Origin of the sequence: Nitrosomonas sp., from assembly GCF_021731985.1 — a bacterium.
Lineage (GTDB): Bacteria > Pseudomonadota > Gammaproteobacteria > Burkholderiales > Nitrosomonadaceae > Nitrosomonas.
Genome location: NZ_JAKFWH010000088.1, coordinates 1 through 20885, shown reverse-complemented (window position 1 = coordinate 20885; position 20885 = coordinate 1). Strand labels below are relative to the sequence as shown.

16 protein-coding genes and 3 pseudogenes are annotated in these 20885 nt (G+C 45.6%); 11 read left to right on the top strand and 8 right to left on the bottom strand.

Annotated elements, in window-relative coordinates; genetic code table 11:
* Positions 1–166 precede the first annotated feature (166 nt).
* The 3 genes from QZ942_RS13190 to QZ942_RS13180 all read left to right on the top strand — a co-directional run bounded on the left by QZ942_RS13190 (position 167) and on the right by QZ942_RS13180 (position 4205).
* Positions 167–1585 (top strand): adhesin, encoded by a 1419-nt coding sequence (locus tag QZ942_RS13190; RefSeq protein WP_292996369.1) that lies wholly within the window; start codon positions 167–169, stop codon positions 1583–1585.
* A gap of 121 nt (positions 1586–1706) precedes the next feature.
* On the top strand, positions 1707–3893 hold the full coding sequence (locus QZ942_RS13185; RefSeq protein WP_292996366.1) for a primosomal protein N': 2187 nt from the start codon (positions 1707–1709) through the stop codon (positions 3891–3893).
* Positions 3894–3968: 75 nt separating this feature from the next.
* Positions 3969–4205 carry a DUF465 domain-containing protein gene (locus QZ942_RS13180; RefSeq protein WP_292996363.1) on the top strand — a complete coding sequence of 79 codons (237 nt, stop codon included), beginning with the start codon at positions 3969–3971 and terminating at the stop codon, positions 4203–4205.
* Positions 4206–4280: 75 nt separating this feature from the next.
* Here QZ942_RS13180 and QZ942_RS13175 read toward each other — a convergent pair.
* The 5 genes and pseudogenes from QZ942_RS13175 to QZ942_RS13155 form a co-directional block, all read right to left on the bottom strand.
* Positions 4281–4720: pseudogene (locus QZ942_RS13175) on the bottom strand (YaiI/YqxD family protein).
* A 30-nt stretch (positions 4721–4750) separates the two neighbouring features.
* Positions 4751–5335 (bottom strand): CDP-diacylglycerol--glycerol-3-phosphate 3-phosphatidyltransferase, encoded by a 585-nt coding sequence (gene pgsA, locus QZ942_RS13170; protein WP_292996361.1) that lies wholly within the window; start codon positions 5333–5335, stop codon positions 4751–4753.
* Positions 5336–5399: 64 nt separating this feature from the next.
* The gene (gene uvrC, locus QZ942_RS13165) at positions 5400–7217 is read right to left on the bottom strand and encodes an excinuclease ABC subunit UvrC (RefSeq protein WP_292996358.1); all 1818 of its coding nucleotides are present in this window, start codon (positions 7215–7217) and stop codon (positions 5400–5402) included.
* A gap of 5 nt (positions 7218–7222) precedes the next feature.
* Positions 7223–7411, bottom strand: a complete 189-nt coding sequence (locus QZ942_RS13160; protein ID WP_013966196.1) for a 4-oxalocrotonate tautomerase family protein — start codon at positions 7409–7411, stop codon at positions 7223–7225.
* 33 nt (positions 7412–7444) lie between these two features.
* Positions 7445–8119, bottom strand: coding sequence for a uracil-DNA glycosylase (locus tag QZ942_RS13155; RefSeq protein ID WP_292996355.1), 675 nt, complete (start codon positions 8117–8119; stop codon positions 7445–7447).
* Between the two features lie 158 nt (positions 8120–8277).
* Here QZ942_RS13155 and QZ942_RS13150 point away from each other — a divergent pair, with 158 nt between their 5' ends.
* The 7 genes from QZ942_RS13150 to QZ942_RS13120 all read left to right on the top strand — a co-directional run bounded on the left by QZ942_RS13150 (position 8278) and on the right by QZ942_RS13120 (position 18684).
* Entirely contained in the window at positions 8278–10065 is a 1788-nt protein-coding gene (locus QZ942_RS13150; protein ID WP_292996352.1) for an autotransporter assembly complex family protein, read from the top strand.
* A 12-nt stretch (positions 10066–10077) separates the two neighbouring features.
* Positions 10078–13914, top strand: a complete 3837-nt coding sequence (locus QZ942_RS13145) for a translocation/assembly module TamB domain-containing protein (RefSeq protein WP_292996349.1) — start codon at positions 10078–10080, stop codon at positions 13912–13914.
* A gap of 177 nt (positions 13915–14091) precedes the next feature.
* The gene (locus tag QZ942_RS13140; protein ID WP_292996347.1) at positions 14092–14373 is read left to right on the top strand and encodes a type II toxin-antitoxin system RelE/ParE family toxin; all 282 of its coding nucleotides are present in this window, start codon (positions 14092–14094) and stop codon (positions 14371–14373) included.
* 11 nt (positions 14374–14384) lie between these two features.
* Positions 14385–14681, top strand: a complete 297-nt coding sequence (locus QZ942_RS13135; protein ID WP_292996344.1) for a HigA family addiction module antitoxin — start codon at positions 14385–14387, stop codon at positions 14679–14681.
* Positions 14682–14736: 55 nt separating this feature from the next.
* A complete protein-coding gene (locus tag QZ942_RS13130; RefSeq protein WP_292996342.1) occupies positions 14737–14916 on the top strand; it encodes a hypothetical protein in 180 nt (59 codons plus the stop codon).
* 276 nt (positions 14917–15192) lie between these two features.
* On the top strand, positions 15193–15444 hold the full coding sequence (locus tag QZ942_RS13125; protein WP_292996339.1) for a hypothetical protein: 252 nt from the start codon (positions 15193–15195) through the stop codon (positions 15442–15444).
* 12 nt (positions 15445–15456) lie between these two features.
* Positions 15457–18684, top strand: a complete 3228-nt coding sequence (locus QZ942_RS13120) for a hypothetical protein (RefSeq protein ID WP_366836534.1) — start codon at positions 15457–15459, stop codon at positions 18682–18684.
* 304 nt (positions 18685–18988) lie between these two features.
* Here the strand turns inward: QZ942_RS13120 and der are convergent.
* Positions 18989–19867 (bottom strand): annotated as a pseudogene (gene der / locus QZ942_RS13115) (ribosome biogenesis GTPase Der); the annotation flags it as partial.
* Between the two features lie 144 nt (positions 19868–20011).
* Positions 20012–20227: a hypothetical protein gene (locus QZ942_RS13110; RefSeq protein ID WP_292996334.1), complete on the bottom strand. Its 216-nt coding sequence runs from the start codon at positions 20225–20227 to the stop codon at positions 20012–20014.
* 36 nt (positions 20228–20263) lie between these two features.
* Here QZ942_RS13110 and QZ942_RS13105 point away from each other — a divergent pair, with 36 nt between their 5' ends.
* On the top strand, positions 20264–20479 hold the full coding sequence (locus QZ942_RS13105; RefSeq protein WP_292996332.1) for a hypothetical protein: 216 nt from the start codon (positions 20264–20266) through the stop codon (positions 20477–20479).
* 167 nt (positions 20480–20646) lie between these two features.
* Here QZ942_RS13105 and QZ942_RS13100 read toward each other — a convergent pair.
* Positions 20647–20885 (bottom strand): annotated as a pseudogene (locus QZ942_RS13100) (hypothetical protein); the annotation flags it as partial.

The following is a 20885-nucleotide window of genomic DNA, read 5'->3' as shown; positions in this document are numbered from 1 at the left end:
AAAATTTAAAACCTATTTAAGCAAGTCAGGAAAGAAAATTGAATGCTTCGCTATAATAGCAATCTTTTGGTAGTAAAATATTAGTATCCATTTGCACGTTATGCGTACAAAATTGCGAATTGTACAAGATTGAATTATTTAATTAATCAAAAAGAGAGCCTCTTTAATGAAATTCACACACCCGTTAAGAAAGAATTCCTGGATACCCGTATTATCCACCCTATTTATTGTTGGTCTAACAGCCTGTGGCAGCGGCGATGAAAAATCAGCCGCGTCGTCATCTTCATCATCAGCGACGACGGCTAATAGAACCATGCCTACCGGCCCAGCAACCGGTATTTTGGTTGACTCCCCTGTTTCCGGCGTATCCTATGCCGCATCTTCCGGAAAATCGGGCTTAACCAATGATAAAGGCATTTTTAATTTTAATCACGGTGACAAAATCGAATTTAAACTGGGTGGTTTGACATTGGGTAATATTCCGGGTTCACAAATAGTGACGCCGATCGAATTGGCCAACGGCAGTGATAATAAGTTACAGAATCTGCTGGTTCTGTTGCAATCTCTCGATTCCGATAGCGATCTTTCAAACGGCATCGCCATTTCGAGCGAAGCAGCCGCTGCTATCAAGTCATCGATCAACCTGGAAAGCGATCCGGAAACATTTGCCGATTCGGCCAATTTAAAGAGCATTATGGAAGCCAGCGGCATTGAAGGTAATGTCAGAACAGCCGAAGAAGCCCGCACGCATTTCCTCTCACAAGGCACTGCTCTTCTCAGCGCCCAGATCTGGGTTAGCTATGACAATACAACGGCCAGTGTTCTGCGTATCGCTGCCGACAGCAGCGGAGAATATCTACAGGGTGATGCCAGACCGGATGATTCCTGTGATGAAAACCGTGTTTGTGGCGGCCGTACCATTTTCCAATCCGGTGTCGAATATGGCGTTGCTGTTGCAGAAGAATTTGATACCCGAGGATTCAAACTGACTGGAAAACCATCCGTTGACACCAATCTGAAGGCTGGATTTTCCAATCCTGGTCCAACCCGTCGGGTTCGCACCGATGGCTTTGAGTTGATCAATTCCGACATCGTCATTGTGCAAAGAGCACGCGCAGAAAGCAGTGTATTTGGCGAACTGTTCCATATCGCCAAACCGATTCAGATAAGCGATGAAAATGAAGTGGTAGAAAAAGAAGTCAAAGAAACACGCTACGCAAAAATTGATAATGACGCGTCCGGTATCATCGGCGCTTGGGCCTATGATGCTCATGCCATCGAAACACAAACTTTAGTTTTCTTTCCAAACGGCAAATTCCTGATGATTGACCCGACCGGCGCTACGCAGCGGGCAGAACAAGCAAAATGCGGGAAACCCGGTATCGAGTTTGCTTCCTACGCGTATAACAAAGGCGCCAGCAAGCTAAACTTATCCAGTTTCACGTATAACACCAATGGGTGTGCCGGTTTTTCTGATCTGGACAACAATACAGCAATCGGTCTTTCGATCAATTCCGATGGAAATACCGCCAAACTCGATAAGCCAGGTGAAGAATCGGTAACGGTTTATCGGGTTTCCCGCTAACACGGTTACTAACAGACCGTTGAAAAACTCACCGGAATTGCACGGATTGCCGGTGAGTGAATTGTTTTTAAGGTAGCAAAAAGCTTTAATCGCTCCGGATCAACCTGCCTTAACATCGCTTATGCCTATCATTCGTGTCGCACTTAACGTTCCAGTCGACACATTGTTTGATTATCAATCAAATGACGCAACCCAACACGATATCGGCTTGCGTGCCTGCGTACCTTTCGGAAAAAAACGGATAACCGGTGTCATCATCGCAGTCGGTTCTGAAACGCAGATACCGGCTGATAGACTTAAATCAGCGCATTGTATTTTCAGGGAGGTCAAACCCTTACCGGCTGCATTGCTAGATTTATTTAATTTTTGCAGCCACTATTATCATCACCCGCTTGGCATGGTTGTCATGAACGGCTTGCCCGTCAAGCTACGTAGCAACAAACCGGTAAAACTGAAAGAATCTTCGAACAATCTTCAATTCAGCCTTACCGAAGCTGGAAAACAAATTGATTTATCCAGTATCCCAGCACGTCAGCGCATAGCCCGCCGCTTACTTACCGAATTCCATCACACGACAACGCTAACCAGTCACCAAGCAAAACAAATCTCGCCACGCGCCAGCAAGTTGTTACAGGAATGGATACCACTGAAATGGGTGTCGGCAATACCCATTCCTACACTTGCGGTGAAAAAGGCTGCAGCAATCCCACTGTTGACCGCCGAGCAGGAAATTGCTGTTAACGCCATTACAACCGACATCCAGCAATTCAATACCTGGTTGCTGCACGGCGTTACCGGCAGCGGCAAGACCGAGGTTTATCTCAGAGTCATTGCACACGTGCTTGCTCACGGTAAGCAGGCGCTGATACTCATTCCCGAAATCAGCTTAACGCCACAACTGGAAGCCGTCTTTCGCGCACGTTTCCCCGCTATCCATTTGGTCAGTTTGCACAGCGGACTCAACGATACGGAACGGCTAACCGGTTGGTTACAGGCGCAACGCGGTGAAGCTAAAATTATACTGGGCACGCGCCTGGCTGTTTTCACCCCATTACCCGATTTGGGATTGGTCATCGTCGATGAAGAGCAAGACAGTTCTTTCAAGCAACAAGATGGATTGCGTTATTCCGCACGTGATTTGGCAATTTTTCGTGCCAGAGAAAATAATATTCCGGTGGTATTGGGGTCAGCCACCCCTTCATTGGAAAGTTATTACAATGCACTCAATGGCCGCTATCGCAGCGTTCGCCTGCTATCCCGCGCCATCAAAAACGCTGCACTTCCCCTGATTCAATGCATTGACACGCGCACCAACAAGATTCAGGAGGGCTTATCCGATCCGCTCATCAAAGCGTTGGACAAGTGTCTGGCAGAAAAGCATCAGAGTCTCGTTTTTATCAACCGGCGCGGCTATGCACCGGTACTTCTGTGTAAAGCCTGTGCCTGGACGGCCATTTGCCAACGTTGTTCCAGCCGTCTGGTTGTTCACTTACGCGATAAAAAACTATGCTGTCACCATTGCGGTCACCAGGAAAATTTTCCACGCGCTTGTCCGCACTGTGGCAATCAGGATATTGCGCCTTTTGGCCAAGGCACGCAGCGCGTAGAAGAAACTTTGACAGCGCATTTCCCAACCGCACGGATTTTACGCATCGACCGGGACAGCATACGCCGTAAAAATGCCTGGCAAGACATTCTGCATGCGATCCATTCGCAAGAAGTGGATATTCTGGTCGGCACACAACTACTCGCCAAAGGGCATGATTTCCCGAACCTGTCACTGGTCGGTATCCTGAACGCCGATACTTCGCTGTACAGTACCGACTTTCGTGCCAGTGAGCGCTTGTTTGCACAACTGATGCAAGTCGCCGGCCGTGCAGGACGTGCGAATGTCGCCGGTCACGTACTCATTCAGACCGAATTTCCTGATCATCCCCTGTACCATGCCTTGCAGAAACACGATTATGATGCACTGGCAAAAACCCTGCTGGCGGAAAGAAAAACAGCCGGATTCCCACCTTTTGTCTATCAAGCCTTATTGCGCGCTGAAGCCCATAACATTGCGATCGTGCTGGATTTCCTTAAGCAAGCTGCCAATCTTGCCAATCCGCCCCGTTCCGTTGAACTATTTGATCCGGTACCCGCGCAAATGCTGCGTTTAAAAGGTTTGGAACGCGCGCACTTACTGATACAATCATCCTCACGCAGGCAATTACAAGCGTTTATGGCCGAATGGTATACGCGAATTAATACATTGCCCGCTCATAAAGTGCGCTGGATACTGGATATAGATCCACTTGAATTTTGATTTAGATCAGTATTTGCTCTTCGTAATCAGCTCAATATGATCATTTAGACGAGAACTACAATAAGGAGCCAGCCAATGATCGAGAAACATGATTTACATCATGAATTTCCAGAATATTATGACCGCATCCATGAATTAAAGATCAATAACAGTCATTTCGCACACCTATTTGAGGAATATCATGTCATCAATCGAGAAATTCTCAGAATTGAAGAAGGCGTCGAAAATACAACGGATGAATATCTGGAAGAACTGAAAAAGAAACGCCTATTATTAAAAGATAAGCTTTATGGAATAATCACCAATACATAGTAATGTGTGACAATATCACCTCCCTGCTATCAACAGCGGGGATTTTGATAATTACTAGCAAATGATCTTCACAGCTTATTGTGCTAATAACTTATCCAATTGATTGGCAAATGATTTGCGATCATTTTGATTTAAAGCAGACAAACCGCCGGTATCAACGCCGCTGGAACGTAAGGCTTCCATAAAATCCCGCATGCTTAATCGTGCCCCTATATTTTCCTGGGTATAAAGCTCACCACAAGGACTCAGCACAAAACCTTTTTTTTGATGACTTCGGCTGCCAGCTGAATATCACTGGTAATCACCAGATCGCCTTTTACCAGCCTTTTTACAATTTCGTTATCCGCCACATCAAGTCCGGATTCCACCTGATGCATTCGAATAAATTGTGATGGCGGGATATATACCGGATGATTCGCGACCAATACCAGATGCCGTTTGGTTCTCTCGGCAACCCTAAACAGGATTTCTTTGATTACGCCGGGACAAGCATCCGCATCAATCAAAATTTTCATCGTTTATCGTTTGGGATAAATGGGTGGTAATTAAAGAATCTTGCTGTCATCCTTGAGCACCTGTGGCATAGCGGCCTTTAAGTAATAGAACATAGACCACAGGGTTAAAACGGCGGCAATATAAATAAGCCATGTGCCTATTTCTTGCGAATCAAAGTTCTCACCGATGCGCTCATGATAAAGTAGCAAAGGGATCGCGGCCATTTGTGAAGTCGTCTTGATTTTACCGAGGAAAGATACTGCAACGCTTCTGGATTGACCGATTTGTGCCATCCACTCGCGTAACGCCGAAACGGTAATCTCGCGCCCGATGATAATTAAGGCAATCGGTGCATCCAGCCGCCCAAGATAAACCAATACAATCAATGCGGCCGAAACCATCAGTTTGTCAGCTACCGGATCAAGAAAAGCCCCAAACTCAGAGGCTTGATTTAAAACACGCGCCAAATAACCGTCAAGCCAGTCCGTGATGGCTGCACCGGCAAAAATCAGAGCAGCCACCAGATTCTGATTGTCTGGCGATAACCAGGAATGCGGCAAATAAAAAATACCGACAAATAATGGGATAGCGAGTATCCGTAGCCATGTGAGCAGATTAGGTAAATTGTAAGGCATGTTCGTTAGCTGAAACTGTTTGATTAAATGGATAGCAATCTGGACTGGTAGCAGGGATTAAGAATTAATGTATTTCTTTATATATTTTTTCTGCCAGCGTCCGGCTAATTCCCTCTGTTTGTTGTAATTCTTCAATACTCGCGGTTAAAACTCCTTTCAACCCGCCAAACCGGCCTAACAAGCGTTGCCTGCGTTTAGCGCCAACACCGCTGATATTCTCCAGGCTGGAACTGGTTCTGGCTTTTCCGCGTCTGCCACGATGGCCCTGGATCGCAAATCGATGGGCTTCATCACGAATCTGCTGAATCAGATGTAACGCCGCATGCTCACTGGGTAATTGTAACGGCTTTTCCAGTGCGGGAGAAATCAATTGCTCTAAACCGGGTTTACGTTCTTCCCCTTTGGCCACGCCTAATAGATTGGCGCCAGAAATACCGAGTTCTTGCAAGGCTTCTTGCGCTGCCGTGACTTGCCCTTTTCCACCATCGATCAGAATCAGATCAGGCAACTGCTCCTCTCCGCTAACAACCTTCTGATAGCGCCGGGAAAGCGCCTCGCGCATGGCTGCATAATCATCACCGGGAGTAATCCCATCGATGTTATAACGGCGATATTCATTATTGCGCATAGAAAAATTATCATACACAACACAAGATGCAACGGTAGCTTCGCCCAGGGTATGACTGATATCGAAACATTCAATCCGGTTCAAGCCGGGCATTTGCAATTCCTGCTGTAGTGCCAATAAACGCTTCTCCTGGCTGGCGTGCCGACTCATCATTTGTTTCAGCGCCAGATGCGCATTCTCGGTCGCCATATCGAGCCATACGCGTTTTTCCCCGGTCGGATTCAAGTTAATCGTAATTTTATGCCCGCATTGCTCAGTTAATAAATCCTGTATTGCTTCGCGCTCAATTTTTTCGCTCAGAATAATCAGAGGTGGTGCGCTTCTGTTCAAATAATGCTGCGCCAGGAATGCTTCAACAACAGCGGCTGGCGTGCAATCATCCGCATTTTGCGGAAAAAAACTCTTGTCCCCCAGGTGCCGCCCTCCCCTGATCATCGCCAAGTTGACGCATACTTTTCCTGAGCCATCGTTCATCAGTACACAAGCAACGACATCGGCATCGAGCGCTTTCCCGCTGTCGACAAACTGTTTTTCCCGGATTTTGCGTAAAGCTTGAATCTGATCTCGCAATGCAGCTGCCTGCTCATACTCCATGCGGTCTGCAGCCAGCTGCATCTTGGCTGAAATGACTTCCATTACTTCAGTTTGCTTGCCTTGTAAAAACAACTCGGCATTTTTAACGTCATTTTGATACGCCAGCTGAGAAATCTGGCCGATACACGGGCCGCTGCATCGCTTGATCTGAAACAGCAAGCATGGTCTTGTCCGGTTACTGAAAACGCTGTCCTCGCAGGTGCGCAAGCGGAATATTTTTTGTAATAACTGTATGCTTTCCCGGACTATGCCGGCATTCGGATAGGGTCCAAAATATTGATGCGTTTTGTCCAGCGCGCCGCGATAAAACCCTAACCGGGGAAAATTGTGACCGCTCAAAATTACATAAGGATAGGATTTATCATCCCGGAATATGATGTTATAGCGCGGCTTCAGGCTCTTGATTAAGTTATTTTCAAGTAACAGCGCTTCGGCCTCGGAGCGAGTGACCGTTGTTTCAATACCGGCCACTTGCGAAACCATGAGCTGGGTTCTGGGCCCCAGATTAGTCTTTTGGAAGTAAGAAGAAACGCGTTTCTTAAGACTAATCGCCTTTCCGACATAAATCACTTCGCCTTTGGCATTTATCATGCGATAAACGCCGGGCTGAAGCGGTAAATTTACACAGAAATCCTTTGCATCAAAATCGGTGTTCGACAAACTGTTTAGTCCTGACTACCGAGTAGTTTTCCTGCAATTGCCCAATTCTCATCAGGAATTTCATCAAAACTGATATACGTATAGGATTTCGGTTTCTTGGCGATGCGTTCCAATGTATCGGTCAGCTCTGCAGCAATTTGCTTTTTCTGTTCACGTGTTAATGTTCCGGCAACGCGGATATTGACATACGGCATATAAAACTTCTCCTTTGGTTATTAGTGATATTCTTAGCGATTCATGTCAGTAACAATTTTTTCAAATACTTGTTCAAACATTGCCGCTGTGAGACGTTTGGTTTGTGTATTGTAGCGGCTGCAATGATAACTGTCATAGAGTTTCACGCCATTCACAAGCGGCAAATGATGGACGGCGCCATGACCGAATGGATAATCTTTTAATTTAAGCCGCGCGCTCATTAATGCCGCTTGATGCGCGACTGTCCCGAGTGCAAGTAATGCCATGCCGTCTTTTTGAACAAATTCGTTGATTTCTGCTGTCAGATATTGGTTACATTGCTTAATTTCCTGAGGAACAGGCTTATTTTCCGGCGGCAGACACTTAACCGCATTGGTGATGCGGCATCCAAGCAGTTGCAGCCCGTCATCCGCAGAAACGGATTCGGGCCGAGTGGCAAAACCAAATTTATGCAATGTCTGGTACAGTAGAATTCCCGCGAAATCACCGGTAAACGGCCGTCCTGTCCGGTTGGCGCCGTGCATGCCGGGCGCCAGACCAATGATCAACAGTTTCGGATACCTATCCCCAAAAGCACTAACGGGTCGTGCATGATAATCCGGGTGCTTGGTTTTTACAGATTGCAAGAAATCCGATAAGCGTGTGCATTGCGTACAATCAAAAAAATCCAAAGTACTGCAGTGCTGTGTTAAAGAATCGTTCGTCATGAGTGAGAATCAAAGTAATTGGTGATATTGCAAGGTTCAAACAGTCCAACAGGGAGTTTTTGTTAAACTTCTTTTGATAAAGGTACACTGATTAACTATAAAAGTATAAAAGGATGCTATTTAGACTGAAGCCGCAGCCGGTTTTAGATCGAGTCACTATGTCAAGCACTCCATCAAAAATTGATTATTGTTATATTCGACTCTGGTCAACAATCCTGCTGCTCATCGCAATCATACCCGGTATAACTCCGGCGCAAGAATCATTCAATGTCACAAGAAACTCAACAACCGTGATATTGTCGGCACCGGACACTATTAAAGAATTTCTTGTAAAGTATTTTAAACTCCCAGCAGAGCCATTTGCTGACAGTACTGCTGAAAAAACTTTCCTGTATCGCGCGCAAAAAGAAATTCGCAGCTTACTGGCAACAGAAGGTTATTTCTCACCCGTAATTTCATTGTCGCACCAGACTCAAGGGGAAGTTACAAAACCCGAAATCCGGGTAGATCCCGGCGTATTAACGCGCATTGGTGAAGTTTCCATCGTGTTTCGCGGTGAAATCATACAAGAAGACGCCAAATACCAGAAGCGCATTGAACAACTTCGTGCCACATGGCCTTTGAAAACAGACTCACCCTTCCGTTCTTCCGAGTGGGAACAAGCAAAAGCGACTTTATTATCGGACATCACACAAGAAGATTTTGCGGCAGCAAATATTGTTACCAGCCAGGCAACGATTGATCCTGAACATGCACGCGCTGATCTTTCCATAATCATTGATTCCGGACCCGTTTTTTATTTGGGTGCGATACAAATAACCGGATTAGAACGTTATGACCAGACTTTGATCACGAATCTCGCGCCATTTAAAACCGGCGACCCTTATCGACGCGATTTACTACATCTTTTTCAGATTGCGCTCCAGAAGGCACCGCAGTTTAACACGGTCTCCGTCAATATTTCTCCCGACACGTCCCAACACAAATCCATTCCTGTTCAAGTCGTTTTGACGGAAGCACAATCGCAGCGTTTTGCATTCGGTGGCGGTTACAGCTCGAACAACGGGGCACGGGGTGAGATCAATTATCGTAATCATAATTTCCTGAATCGCGCCTGGAATTTGACGAGCATGCTACGTCTGGAGCAAAAACGCCAAACCTTTTTTGCTGGCATTGATACACTTCCGGATCAGAATAATATCAATTATTCACTGATCACCAGTTTGCAGATGACTGATATTCAGAATTTGAAGACGAATGAACAAAAAATTGGTATGACGCGCAATTATCAGACGCCTGAAATTCAAATGCAGTTTGGATTGAATTGGCAACGAGAAAATAAACAGCCTGCAGGCGCAATCAACCAAATCAATGAAGCATTAACGCTGGATTGGCGCTGGCGGCGTCAGGTTGTCGATGATCCTCTTAATATCCGGCGTGGTAATGTGACCGAGGTTCGTATCGGAGGAGGCAGTCAGCAACTCCTATCAACTCAGGATTTTGTTCGCACCTATGCGCGCCATCAAATCTGGTGGCCGGTTGGCTCTCAGGATGTCATTTTTCTGCGAGCAGAAATTGGTTACACGCTGGCTTCATCACGTTTTGGAATTCCTCAGGAATATCTGTTCCGTGCGGGTGGTATTCAATCGGTTCGCGGCTATGACTTTAAAAGCATCGGGGTGCAGGAAGGCAATGCAATTGTTGGCGGCCGCACCATGGCTACGGGCACCATCGAATACACGCGTTGGATAACTCACCAATGGGGGGCCGCTGCTTTTGCGGACATCGGTAGCGCTGCAGACAGCTGGCAAAAAATGCATCCGTTTATAGGCTATGGTGGGGGTATCCGCTGGCGCAGTCCTGCAGGACCTATCGCGCTCGATTTGGCCCGGGCGCATGAAACCGGTACGTTACGCTTCCATTTTTCCATGGCGGTTGCATTCTAAACTCTGATCACGATGACCAATCAAACCGATAGCAATCAGAATCCCAAGCGGATCAATCAGCGCTCTACACGGCTGATCGGTTTGCTCGTTGTATTGCTGGTATCCGTCTTGATTGCCGGGTATTGGTTATTGAACAGCCAATCCGGGTTGCAAGGCACTCTCTCGACAATCAATCGATTGAGTTCCGGGGCAATTCAATTTGAAGGAATTCAGGGAACACTGCGAAACATTCAAATTAATAGCATTCATTTTGCCAATGAGGAATTTCAGTTAACACTGCACAATACCCGTGTGACCTGGAGTCCCGATGATTTGCTTCAGAAGCAGATAAAAATCGATCTGTTATCTGTTGGAATGATGGATATCCGTATACACCCTTCACCCACTGCAGAGCCACAACCTACTTTACCCGAAAACTTATCTCTACCATTCGCTCTGTCAATTCATCAGATTAAAGTAGATTCAATACATTTAATCTCAACAACCCATGAAAATTCTGATTTGATTATTTCTGATCTTACGCTATCGCTGGACAGTAATGGTCATTACCATCGGCTCAATAATCTGGATTTTCGCACACCCTGGGGTGTGTTTAGCGCTCTGGCAGAACTCAACGGAAACTCACCGTTTGATTTATCTGCGCAAATCGATCTGTCTGATGCTCATCAATGGGGCGATGCGCAAGCTGTCATCGCCGGGAATCTGGAGCAAATGAATATTCAGATTCATGCCAAGCAATCGCTTACAAAAAGAGAGTTGACTCTACAACTACAACCATTTTCAGCCAATCCAATAACGCAGCTTCATGCGGTTCTAGAAAAGCTTAATCCGGCTAGTTTTGTTTCTGATGCACCCCATGCCAGCCTTTCCGTCGTTGCAAATTTGACCCGGAATGAATCCGGGCAACTGGAAGGCAAGATTCTGCTTGAGAATCATGCTGCGGCCACATTGAATGACGGCGGCCTACCCTTTTCCGCAATCAGCGCGCAGGCACGTATCACTGCAGAAGCTCTGCAGTTACAGGATATCCATGCGCAAATTACGCCCGGCGAAATTGTAAGCGGGGATCTTATCTGGCATTTAGAAGAAGCATCCGGATCAGCCAATCTGCTTGTCAGAAAATTAAATCCGCAGCATATTGATAGCCGCATCCGCGCAGCCCAAGTTTCTGGGAAAATTAGCTTGGAAGGTAATGCGCAGAAACAATCGGCGCGCGTCAATCTTAAGGATAGTTCAATCAGTTTAAATGCAGCAATCACACGAAATGACGAGCGTGTTACGCTCGAACAATTTCAACTGCAGCGCAGCAAATCACAATTAACCGGGCAAGGAAAACTCAATCTCGGCGAGGAACAATCATTTGAACTGTCAGGGAATCTGGAAAATTTTAATATTTCTGATTTTATCCAGGCACCGGATTCCAATCTGAATGCAGCGATCCAGCTATCCGGTCAATTGTCTCCGAAAATCTCCGGATTATTGAAATACACAATTCAAAAAAGCCGCTTGGTGAAGTTCCCGGTAACAGGAGCCGGTCAGATTGCATTCAACGGATTCGACCAGTTTAAGGGTAAAGCAGAATTAAATATCGGCTCCAATCATTTCCTGGCGCAAGGCGGCACCGGTGAATCCGGTGAAACCTATCAATTCGCTGTGAATGCGCCTGCTTTAGAACACATCGGCTTTGGTTTGGCAGGCGATTTACAGACGCACATTCGGTGGAACGGAAACCTTAAGTTCCCCGATCTTGATCTCAAGATAAAAAGCCGGCATCTCCACTTACCGGGAAATCACCACTTCTCAGGACTAGTTGCCGATGGAAGTTTGCACAATGAAACCATTTCACTCAAGGCGGCCATTGGAAACTATGCTGCCAGGGATAAAGCCGCCCTGCAGCACGTGGAAATAAACGCCAGCGGAAAAATTTCTGATCACACGCTACTGGCTAAAGCACAGATAAATGATATTTCCAAAATCCAACTAAAAGCCGTAGGAAGCCTAGACAAAAAATCACCCACTCAATCCCTACGCTGGAACGGGCAATTAGTAGAATTCACCTCCACTGCAAAAATACCCGTTCGCTTAACAGCGCCAACAACTTTGGCAATCAATTCGGAATTCGTATCACTCGGCCAAACAAAATTATCCGTTTCCGATGGATTCTTAAACATCGATCAATTGCACTGGACACCCGGGGAATGGAAAACTCAAGGCCATTTTTCAGGCATCGCCTTACTGCCGGGCGAATACCAAAACTCAAAACAATCGTCGTTACAGTTAGGTGGTCATTGGGATTTTGTTTCCAATTCGCAATTAACCGGCAATCTGCACATGCAACGCGAAAAAGGGGATTGGTATTTACCCAACGAAATATCACAGCCTTTGGGCTTGGAGGTAGCCCAGCTCAAAGTCGTCGCACAAAATGGCAAAATAACCGGCCAGTTTGAATTAGCCAGCCAATCTATTGGCACTGCCAAAGCGCATTTGACCATACCAACAAAGCAATCGAACAACCGCTGGACTATTCCCGATGAAGCACCGCTGAACGGTGAAGTCATTGCCCGCATCAAGGATCTAAAATGGATTGATTCCCTTTTAGGTGACAGTGTAAGTACCAATGGACAGCTTCAGGTTCAGGCAACTATTCAAGGAACGCTCAAGCAACCGGATTTTAATGGCCGTGTCTCCGGTACGCAATTGAGTGTGGTGCTGCTGGAGCATGGCATAAATTTGCAGCAAGGTAATTTGGATGCCAATTTCCGCCGATCGAACTTAAAAATAGATCGACTGCACTTTATCACGCCGCACGAAGCGCCACCCGATGACCGGTTGTTAAAAGATGTCAAGCTGGATAGCGCATCGGGTTCTTTAACAGTTACCGGAGACATCGGACTTGTTGGCAATGAAAGCCAGTTGGATTTCAAAATAAATCAACTCCCTTTCACGCATAAAACAGATTATTGGATCGTCGCATCCGGTTCCGGTCAGGCTAGGTTCCATAAAAATAGTTTAAGCGTGACAGGCAGCCTAGCGGCAGATGCCGGCTTATTGTTGCAACCGCCGCAAGATCGCCCGGAATTATCGGATGACATTGTGTTTGTGAACACTCCCAATACTGCCCCGAAAAATCTGTCGCTGCTGTTGGATATAGCTCTCAATTTAGGAGAAAAATTCTATCTCCGTGCAGCCGGATTGGAGGGACGCTTAGCGGGTCAATTACAAGTTCAGAATGATAAAAATAATACGCTCAAGGTCAATGGCGCCATTGCGGCAAAAGATACCACTTTTAAAGCATATGGCCAGAACCTTACGGTTCAGCGCGGCATTGTCAGCTTCCAAGGTCCGCTGGATGATCCCGGGTTAAATATTCTGGCCGTGCGGGAAGGTTTAGCGGTTGAAGCCGGCGTTGAAATCATGGGTTCGGTGCGTCACCCGAGAGTGACATTGGTATCGACTCCGAATGTTCCCGACACCGAAAAACTTTCCTGGATAGTTTTAGGAAGAAAACCCGATCCCGGCGGATTAGATACTTCGGTATTGCTGGCAGCGGCGGGTTCGATATTGGGCGGACAATCCGGAGCCGGAATTACCGAAAAAATTACTAAGGCACTGGGTGTCGATGAAATTTCATTCAAACAAGCAGGAATCGGCAGTTCTCTAAGCGGGCAGATCGGTGTGGTCGGAAAACGTATTTCATCCCGTGTTTATTTGAGCTATGAGCGCAGCCTGGCGACAACCACAATGGGAATCACGAAACTGACTTACAATCTGACTCCCAAGTTAACCGTTGTCACGCAAGCGGGCGAAGACAGTGCGATTGATCTGTTTTATACATTTCAATTTGATTAGATCTAATTTTCTGTACTGAACGGATCAGATCACTATCAAAGAAAAATGACGACTGAAATATACCAAAGCAGAAAAAGACTGGAAAACGACGATTGGAGTTATTCTTCGCTAAAGGGATACTTTATGATAGGCCTTGATGTTCTTGACGATCGTAAACTATTTGTTTATAGTCTGTGAATGATTCGAAGTTTTGCCACCTCAGAAACAGAGCAATTTTATTCCACTGGCAAATCGCGTCGGCTTCCGCCGGATATTTTTAAGCGCGCAGCAATGCGTTTGATACAACTAAACGCAGCCACACGAATCGAAGACTTACGTTTGCCGCCGTCAAATAAGCTGGAAACATTAACACATGATCGTACCGGGCAATGGAGTATTCGTATCAACGACCAGTGGCGCGTGTGTTTCCGCTTTGAAAATGGCGATGCATTTGACGTCGAAATCGTAGACTATCATTGAGGAACGCTATTATGATCAAACAAGGACTACCCGCAATTCATCCAGGCGAATATCTGAGCGAAACCCTAACGGAATTGAATATTTCACAAGCCGATTTCGCCCGCGCTATCGGCGTTTCCTCGATGCGCATCTCGCATATCATCAAAGGCACACGTCCGGTCACAGCAGAACTGGCTTTACTGATCGGACGCGCTTTAGATCAATCGCCGCAATATTGGCTCAATCTGCAAACCGCTTATGATTTAAAAATTGCCGAGGCTAGCCTTGGCGATCTGCTGAACGAGGTACATTTATTGGCACGGGCTTAATTAATGATACTGCTCACCCTGCTCTTTCCAGAGCAATACCAAGAAAGTATGTAGGATGTGTCGGCGTAAGGAGGCGCATTTGTCGAGAATGATGCGCTTCACTTTGCTCAGCACATCCTACGGACCTATCAATGCGATTTTCAGCGAGAGTCTGATGTATCAGACGGGGGAATTCCGGCAGGATGATTATCCGATTGAGCGCTTCTTTTTACGCAAAAAAGGGATTAGGTCGTGATTAAGAGAAAATAAGTGTAATTGGTAAGGAAAATGACGATTGGAGTTATGCTTCACAAGTAAAAATTCTTTATTATAAACCTGACACCTTTTTGGTCATTCTGTAACGCAGTAATAGAGCATTCATAAGAACAATATAACCAATCGGATAGGATAAAAATAACTCGACATTATCCTTACGTTTCAAAATGACAGACTACTAGTGCTTACGGAAGGATTTACACCAAGTACGCAATGTTTGCCTCTTACCTAAGATAATACTTTAAGGGAATTTAAAATGTCAGATTTAGAAACCATCACCGCTGATGTTTTGATTGTGACCGTTACACCAGTAGAAAGCCGGGCAGTACTACAAGCCTTCCAACAATTCACTGGCAATAAAGCGCAGTCCATTGCCATTGGTGATCGTGTTTACCGTGATTTAGGTACAGTTAATGGCGCAAAAGTGTTTATGGCATTGTCAGAAATGGGGGCTGTAGGCTTAGGTGCGGCGCTACAAACAGTGCAAAAAGGAATTTCCGCTTTGTAACCCCACGCAGTCATCATGGTAGGTATTGCTTTTGGTGTTGATGAGCAAAAGCAAGCTATCGGCGACATTCTGGTATCCAAGCAATTAATGCTTTATGAAGTCCAACGAGTGGGGACCGGTGAAATTGTGCCTCGTGGTGACAGACCGCATAGCGCTTCACGTTTAATCAACTACTTATACAATGCGCATTTGGACTGGGACGGTGCTGAGGTACGGTTTGGGCTAGTGCTAACGGGCGAGAAATTAGTTGATGATTTGGATTACCGCGAGTCGCTAAAAAAGCTGGAATCCGAGGCTATCGGTGGCGATATGGAAGGAGCGGGACTTTATGCGTCTTGTCACGATGCGAAAGTCGATTGGATATTAGTCAAGGCGATATGCGATTGGGCTGATGGTAACAAAGACCATGATAAAAAACAGCGGCAGCAGCAGGCCGCTGAAAATGCAGCCGCCTTTGTACTTTATGCCTTGCAACATGCCTCGTTGCTGAGACTGACATCTTTGCCTAATTCAACAGGCAGTGGTGAAACACAACAAGTTGCAAGACAAATTACTACGGCTAATTATATTGAAGGCAATGTTTTAGTTTGCGCCAATTTATTTGGTGCTTGGGATGAAAACAATGCAGCGGATATTAAAATTCTTCGTTCTGTGCTTAAAGAAGATTACGACGATTGGATTGTAAAAATAAGAGAGGTTCTACATTATCCTAATTGCCCTATTTCCCTGGTAAACGGACTATGGCAAGTAACTGATCGTAAAGTATTATGGAAAGCATTAGGCTATAAGCTTTCTGATGTTGATCTTGATCGTTTTAAGCAATGTGCCATCTCAGTTCTAACAGAGCGCGATCCTCAATTTGATTTGCCGGTTAATGAACGCTATGTCGCTGTCATTTATAAGAAAGTGTTGTCGCATTCACCTAAACTTAGACAAGGTATCGCTGAAAGCTTGGCACTTCTTGGCAATGAATCAGGTGTTTTAACTCACTGTTCACGGAATAAGCGGGAATCTATTGCTGTTTTAGTAATTCGCGACCTATTTGCAACAGTCGACTGGTGGCTATGGGGTAGTCTGAATAACCTGCTTCCGATATTAGCCGAAGCGGCTCCTAACGAGTTTTTGAATGCCGTTGAAGATGCATTAGTGCAATCGCCTTGTCCATTCGAGGAGCTTTTTTTACAGGAAGGTGACGGTTTTGCTGGCAGAAATTACCTAACTGGCTTGTTGTGGGCATTAGAATCTCTTGCTTGGGACGAAACTTATTTAGTTCGGGCCTGTGTGATTTTTGCTGAACTTGCTACGCATGACCCTGGTGGAAGATGGACTAACCGTCCTGCAAATTCCCTGACAACTATTTTGCTTTCGTGGCTCCCCCAAACTACTGCATCAGTTGAAAAACGGATAGTGGTATTAAAAACACTGCAAAAGGAATTTCCAGCAGTAACATGGAAACTTTTGTTAAGTTTGCTACCCAATCAACAGCAAATTTCAATGGGTACTCATAAGCCCACATGGCGTAATACCATTCCCGATGATTGGGAAAAAGGCGTTTCTCCGCAAAACTCTTGGAAGTTGGTTTCCAGTTGCGCTGATCTTGCAGTTGCAATGGCAAGCAATGACATTGAAAAACTCACAGAATTAGCCACTCATATTGATAAACTCCCCGCTCCAGCTTTCGAGAAAATTTTGACGCATTTATCGTCAGCAGCTATTTGTAGCAAACCGGAAGATGAACGTTTAGTGCTTTGGGACAAACTTACTGGATTTGTTGCACGTCATCGACGATTTTCTAATACCGAATGGGCATTAGCTCCCGACTTGTTATCAAAAATTGAGCTTGCTGCTACGAAAATTGCTCCAAAGAAACCATTAAATCTTTACCGCAGATTATTTAGTAACCGTGATTACGACCTTTATGAAGAAAATGGCAACTATGCTGAACAGCGGCAAAAACTTGGAGAGCGTCGGGAACAGGCGATAAAAGATATATTGACAAATACTGGCATTGATGCAGTAATCAGTTTTGCTGAATCGATTGAGTCGCCGTTACATATTGGATGCTCACTGGGTGTAGTTGCCGATGTGGAAATTGATAAAGCTATGCTTCCCGCATTTTTGGAAACAGAAAACAATAAACTTACTCAATTTGCAGGCGGCTATGTTTCGAGCAAGCAATATAAATATGGCTGGGAATGGGTAGATGGCTTGGATAAATCAGATTGGACAGTTGCACAAATTGCTCAGTTCTTAAACTATCTGCCCTTTACAGAGGAAACTTGGAACCGTTCGGCAACGTTACTTGGAGAATCAGAAAGGGGGTATTGGAGCAAAGCTAACGTGAATCAGTATCAAGCAGACTGCGATATGGGGATAGCCATCGATAAGCTGATTGAATACGGCAGGCCACATGCCGCTATCGATTGTTTACAAAACATGCTTTACGACCAACGTACACTAGATAAACCTCGAAGCATAAAGGCCCTTCTTGCAGCACTATCTTCAGAAGAACCAGCATATACAATGGATGATTATCGCATTTGTGAAATTATAAAAATCCTGCAAGACGACGCAGATATAGCCCCTGAAGAACTTTTTCGTATTGAGTGGGCATATCTACCGTTATTGGACGATTATTACGGCGCTTCGCCAAAATTGTTAGAAAATCGCCTTGCTACTGAGCCAGAATTTTTCTGTGAATTAATACGACTAGTTTATCGATCAACTAACGCAGATGAGGCGCAGAAAGAACCTAGTGAACAAGATAAGAATGTAGCAACGAACGTATACAGGCTTTTAAAAAAATGGCGAACACCGCCAGGTACACGACTTGACAGCTCGTTTTCGGGAGAACAATTTACCCATTGGCTTAAGCAAACTAAGCAAGTGTGTATCGAATCTGGTCATCTTGAGGTAGCTCTTAATTACATAGGGAAAGTTCTTTTTTACTGTCCGCCTGACCCGCAAGGATTATGGATAGATCAAGCTGCTGCTGATGCGCTTAATGCAAGAGATGCAAAAAAAATGAGAGATGCTTTTAGCAATGCCATTTTTTATCCAGGAGGAACGCGTTTTGTTGACACTACTGGAGAAGAACAACGACAGCTTGCTAAAAAATACAGAAAACAGGCTGATGAAGTTGAAAATAGTGGTTATCAGCGGCTCGCCACTACTTTAAGAGAATTGGCTGAGGATTATGATTCTGATGCTGAGCGAAATATAGATGACTATATAAGTTAGTCAGGATGGGTACATGCTTTTTTGTGCCCACGCAAAAAGGTGTCTATAATGAAGAATGGTCATGCTATCGTTAATCCTAAATCCTCAGTTGAAGTCACTTAAGTCGCTCAGAAATAGGCTTTTTGAAAGATTCATACATCACCAATCGGATCAAATTTAAATTAGCTAAAATTGACTAAAAGTATTGTCACATAAAGCTCCAGCTTAATTTAGGCAACTGAGGTTTTTAGTTTAATCGCACCACAGTCAATGCAGCGTTCGATATCGCCCTTGTTTTAAAATCTACTCGATTCAGATTGTCAGTTTACCCATATTTCTTCCGATTACGCCGGCGCCGGCCATGCGCCTGCCGAGCCTCAGCTTCAGTGAGCGGTGCAGGTTTCTTACCGGCGTAGGGGTTGTGTCCGACTTTAAAATCAACGCGCAACGGCGTGCCCTTCAGTTTGAAAACTTCGCGGAAAGTATTTTCCAGATAGCGCCGGTAGGTTTCCGGCACATGATTGAGCATGGTGCCATGCACGATGATTAACGGCGGGTTGGAGCCGCCCTGATGGGCATAGCGCATTTTTGGGCGCGACATGCCGCCGCGCGGCGGTGGGTGTTTCTCGATCGCCGCAATCAATGCACGTGTCAATTTAGGAGTTGATAAATCGGCCATGGCTGCCGCATAGGCTTGGTCAATCGAAGGCAGCAGATTTTTCATGCCGCTGCCGTGCAGTGCGGAAATATAGTGCAATTGCGCAAAACTCAGAAAAGCCAATTTTCGCGCCAATTCGCGTTTAATCGTGTCGCGCTGGTATTCATCCAGGCCATCCCACTTGTTAACCGCGATGACCAGCGCGCGCCCTGTTTCCAGTATAAATCCGGCAATATGCGCGTCCCGATCGGAAATCTCATTTTTTGCATCCAATATTAGTACCGCAACATTGGCATCTTCGATGGCTTGCAAGGTTTTGATGACAGAGAATTTTTCTATGGTTTCAAACACATGACCACGGCGCCGCAAGCCTGCTGTGTCGATCAATGTATAGTGCTTGTCTTTATGCGCAAAATCGATGTAGATACTGTCGCGTGTCGTTCCGGGTTGATCAAATGCGATCACCCGTTCTTCGCCCAGTAACGTGTTGATGAGCGTTGATTTCCCGACGTTGGGACGGCCGACGATCGCAATTTTCGGATGCTTGCTCTCGAAAACCAATGGGGTCAGACTCGATTGCTTGTTAACGGGAGGAGTCAAAAAAACAAAAATTTTCGCAAGTGATCGAGGTATTATCGGAATTGGGGATGGGGATATTCTAAATCGCCACAATCAAAGCAGCATTCAATATCACCTTTGTTTTGATAAGCTGCTCATTAAGGCTGTCAGTTTACCCATATTTCTTGCGGTTACGCCGGTGCCTGCCATGCTCGCGCCGGGCCTCAGCTTCAGTAAGCGGTGCAGGTTTTTGTCGGTATAGGGATTGTATCCGACTTTAAAATCAAGGCGTAACGGCGTTCCCTTCAGTTTAAAAACCTCGCGGAAAGTATTTTCCAGATAGCGCACGGTACTGGAATTCCATTACACCCCAAAGCACGGTAGTTGTGGTTGAACATTGCTGAAATCGAGTTGGCTGTGTTGTCCAACATGTGCCTGACACAGCGCATTCCAGACAAAGATCATCTGCGCAGTAAAGTAGAGGCAAATATCAATGCCCGCAATGCCAAAGTCTCCCGTCAATTGGCGCTCCACCTCTCAGGATGCTCGCCGCAAATTGGCACGTTTGTATCCTCGTTTTTCAACGTGACTGACTACTAGCAATATAACAGAAGCGGCCACCTTTCCACTCCAAACTCTACGATCGCTTATCCTGCACCAGTTTCTCCCATAACTCTTCAACTTTTATATCCTGCATTTTTTGATTCTTTTATAGGTAAGAAGAATAACTTGATCACTCTTTATTTAAATTACAGATTTACCACATGTTAAGCCGCAGCTTGGTTATCTGATTTGCGTTTGCTTCGCATATAGAAGAAAGCACCAATTGCAAGCACCAGCACAATAGGTGCAATTATTGCCGATTTCGGTGTTGGCCGGCCTTCTCCTACTGAGAACGGAAAGCGTGACACATAATCCTGTGCACCGCCTGTTACTGTCACCAATCCTACAAATTTACCTTTTTCCGGAAAAGTATGGTCTACAGTAATTGATGCTGTCGGGTATA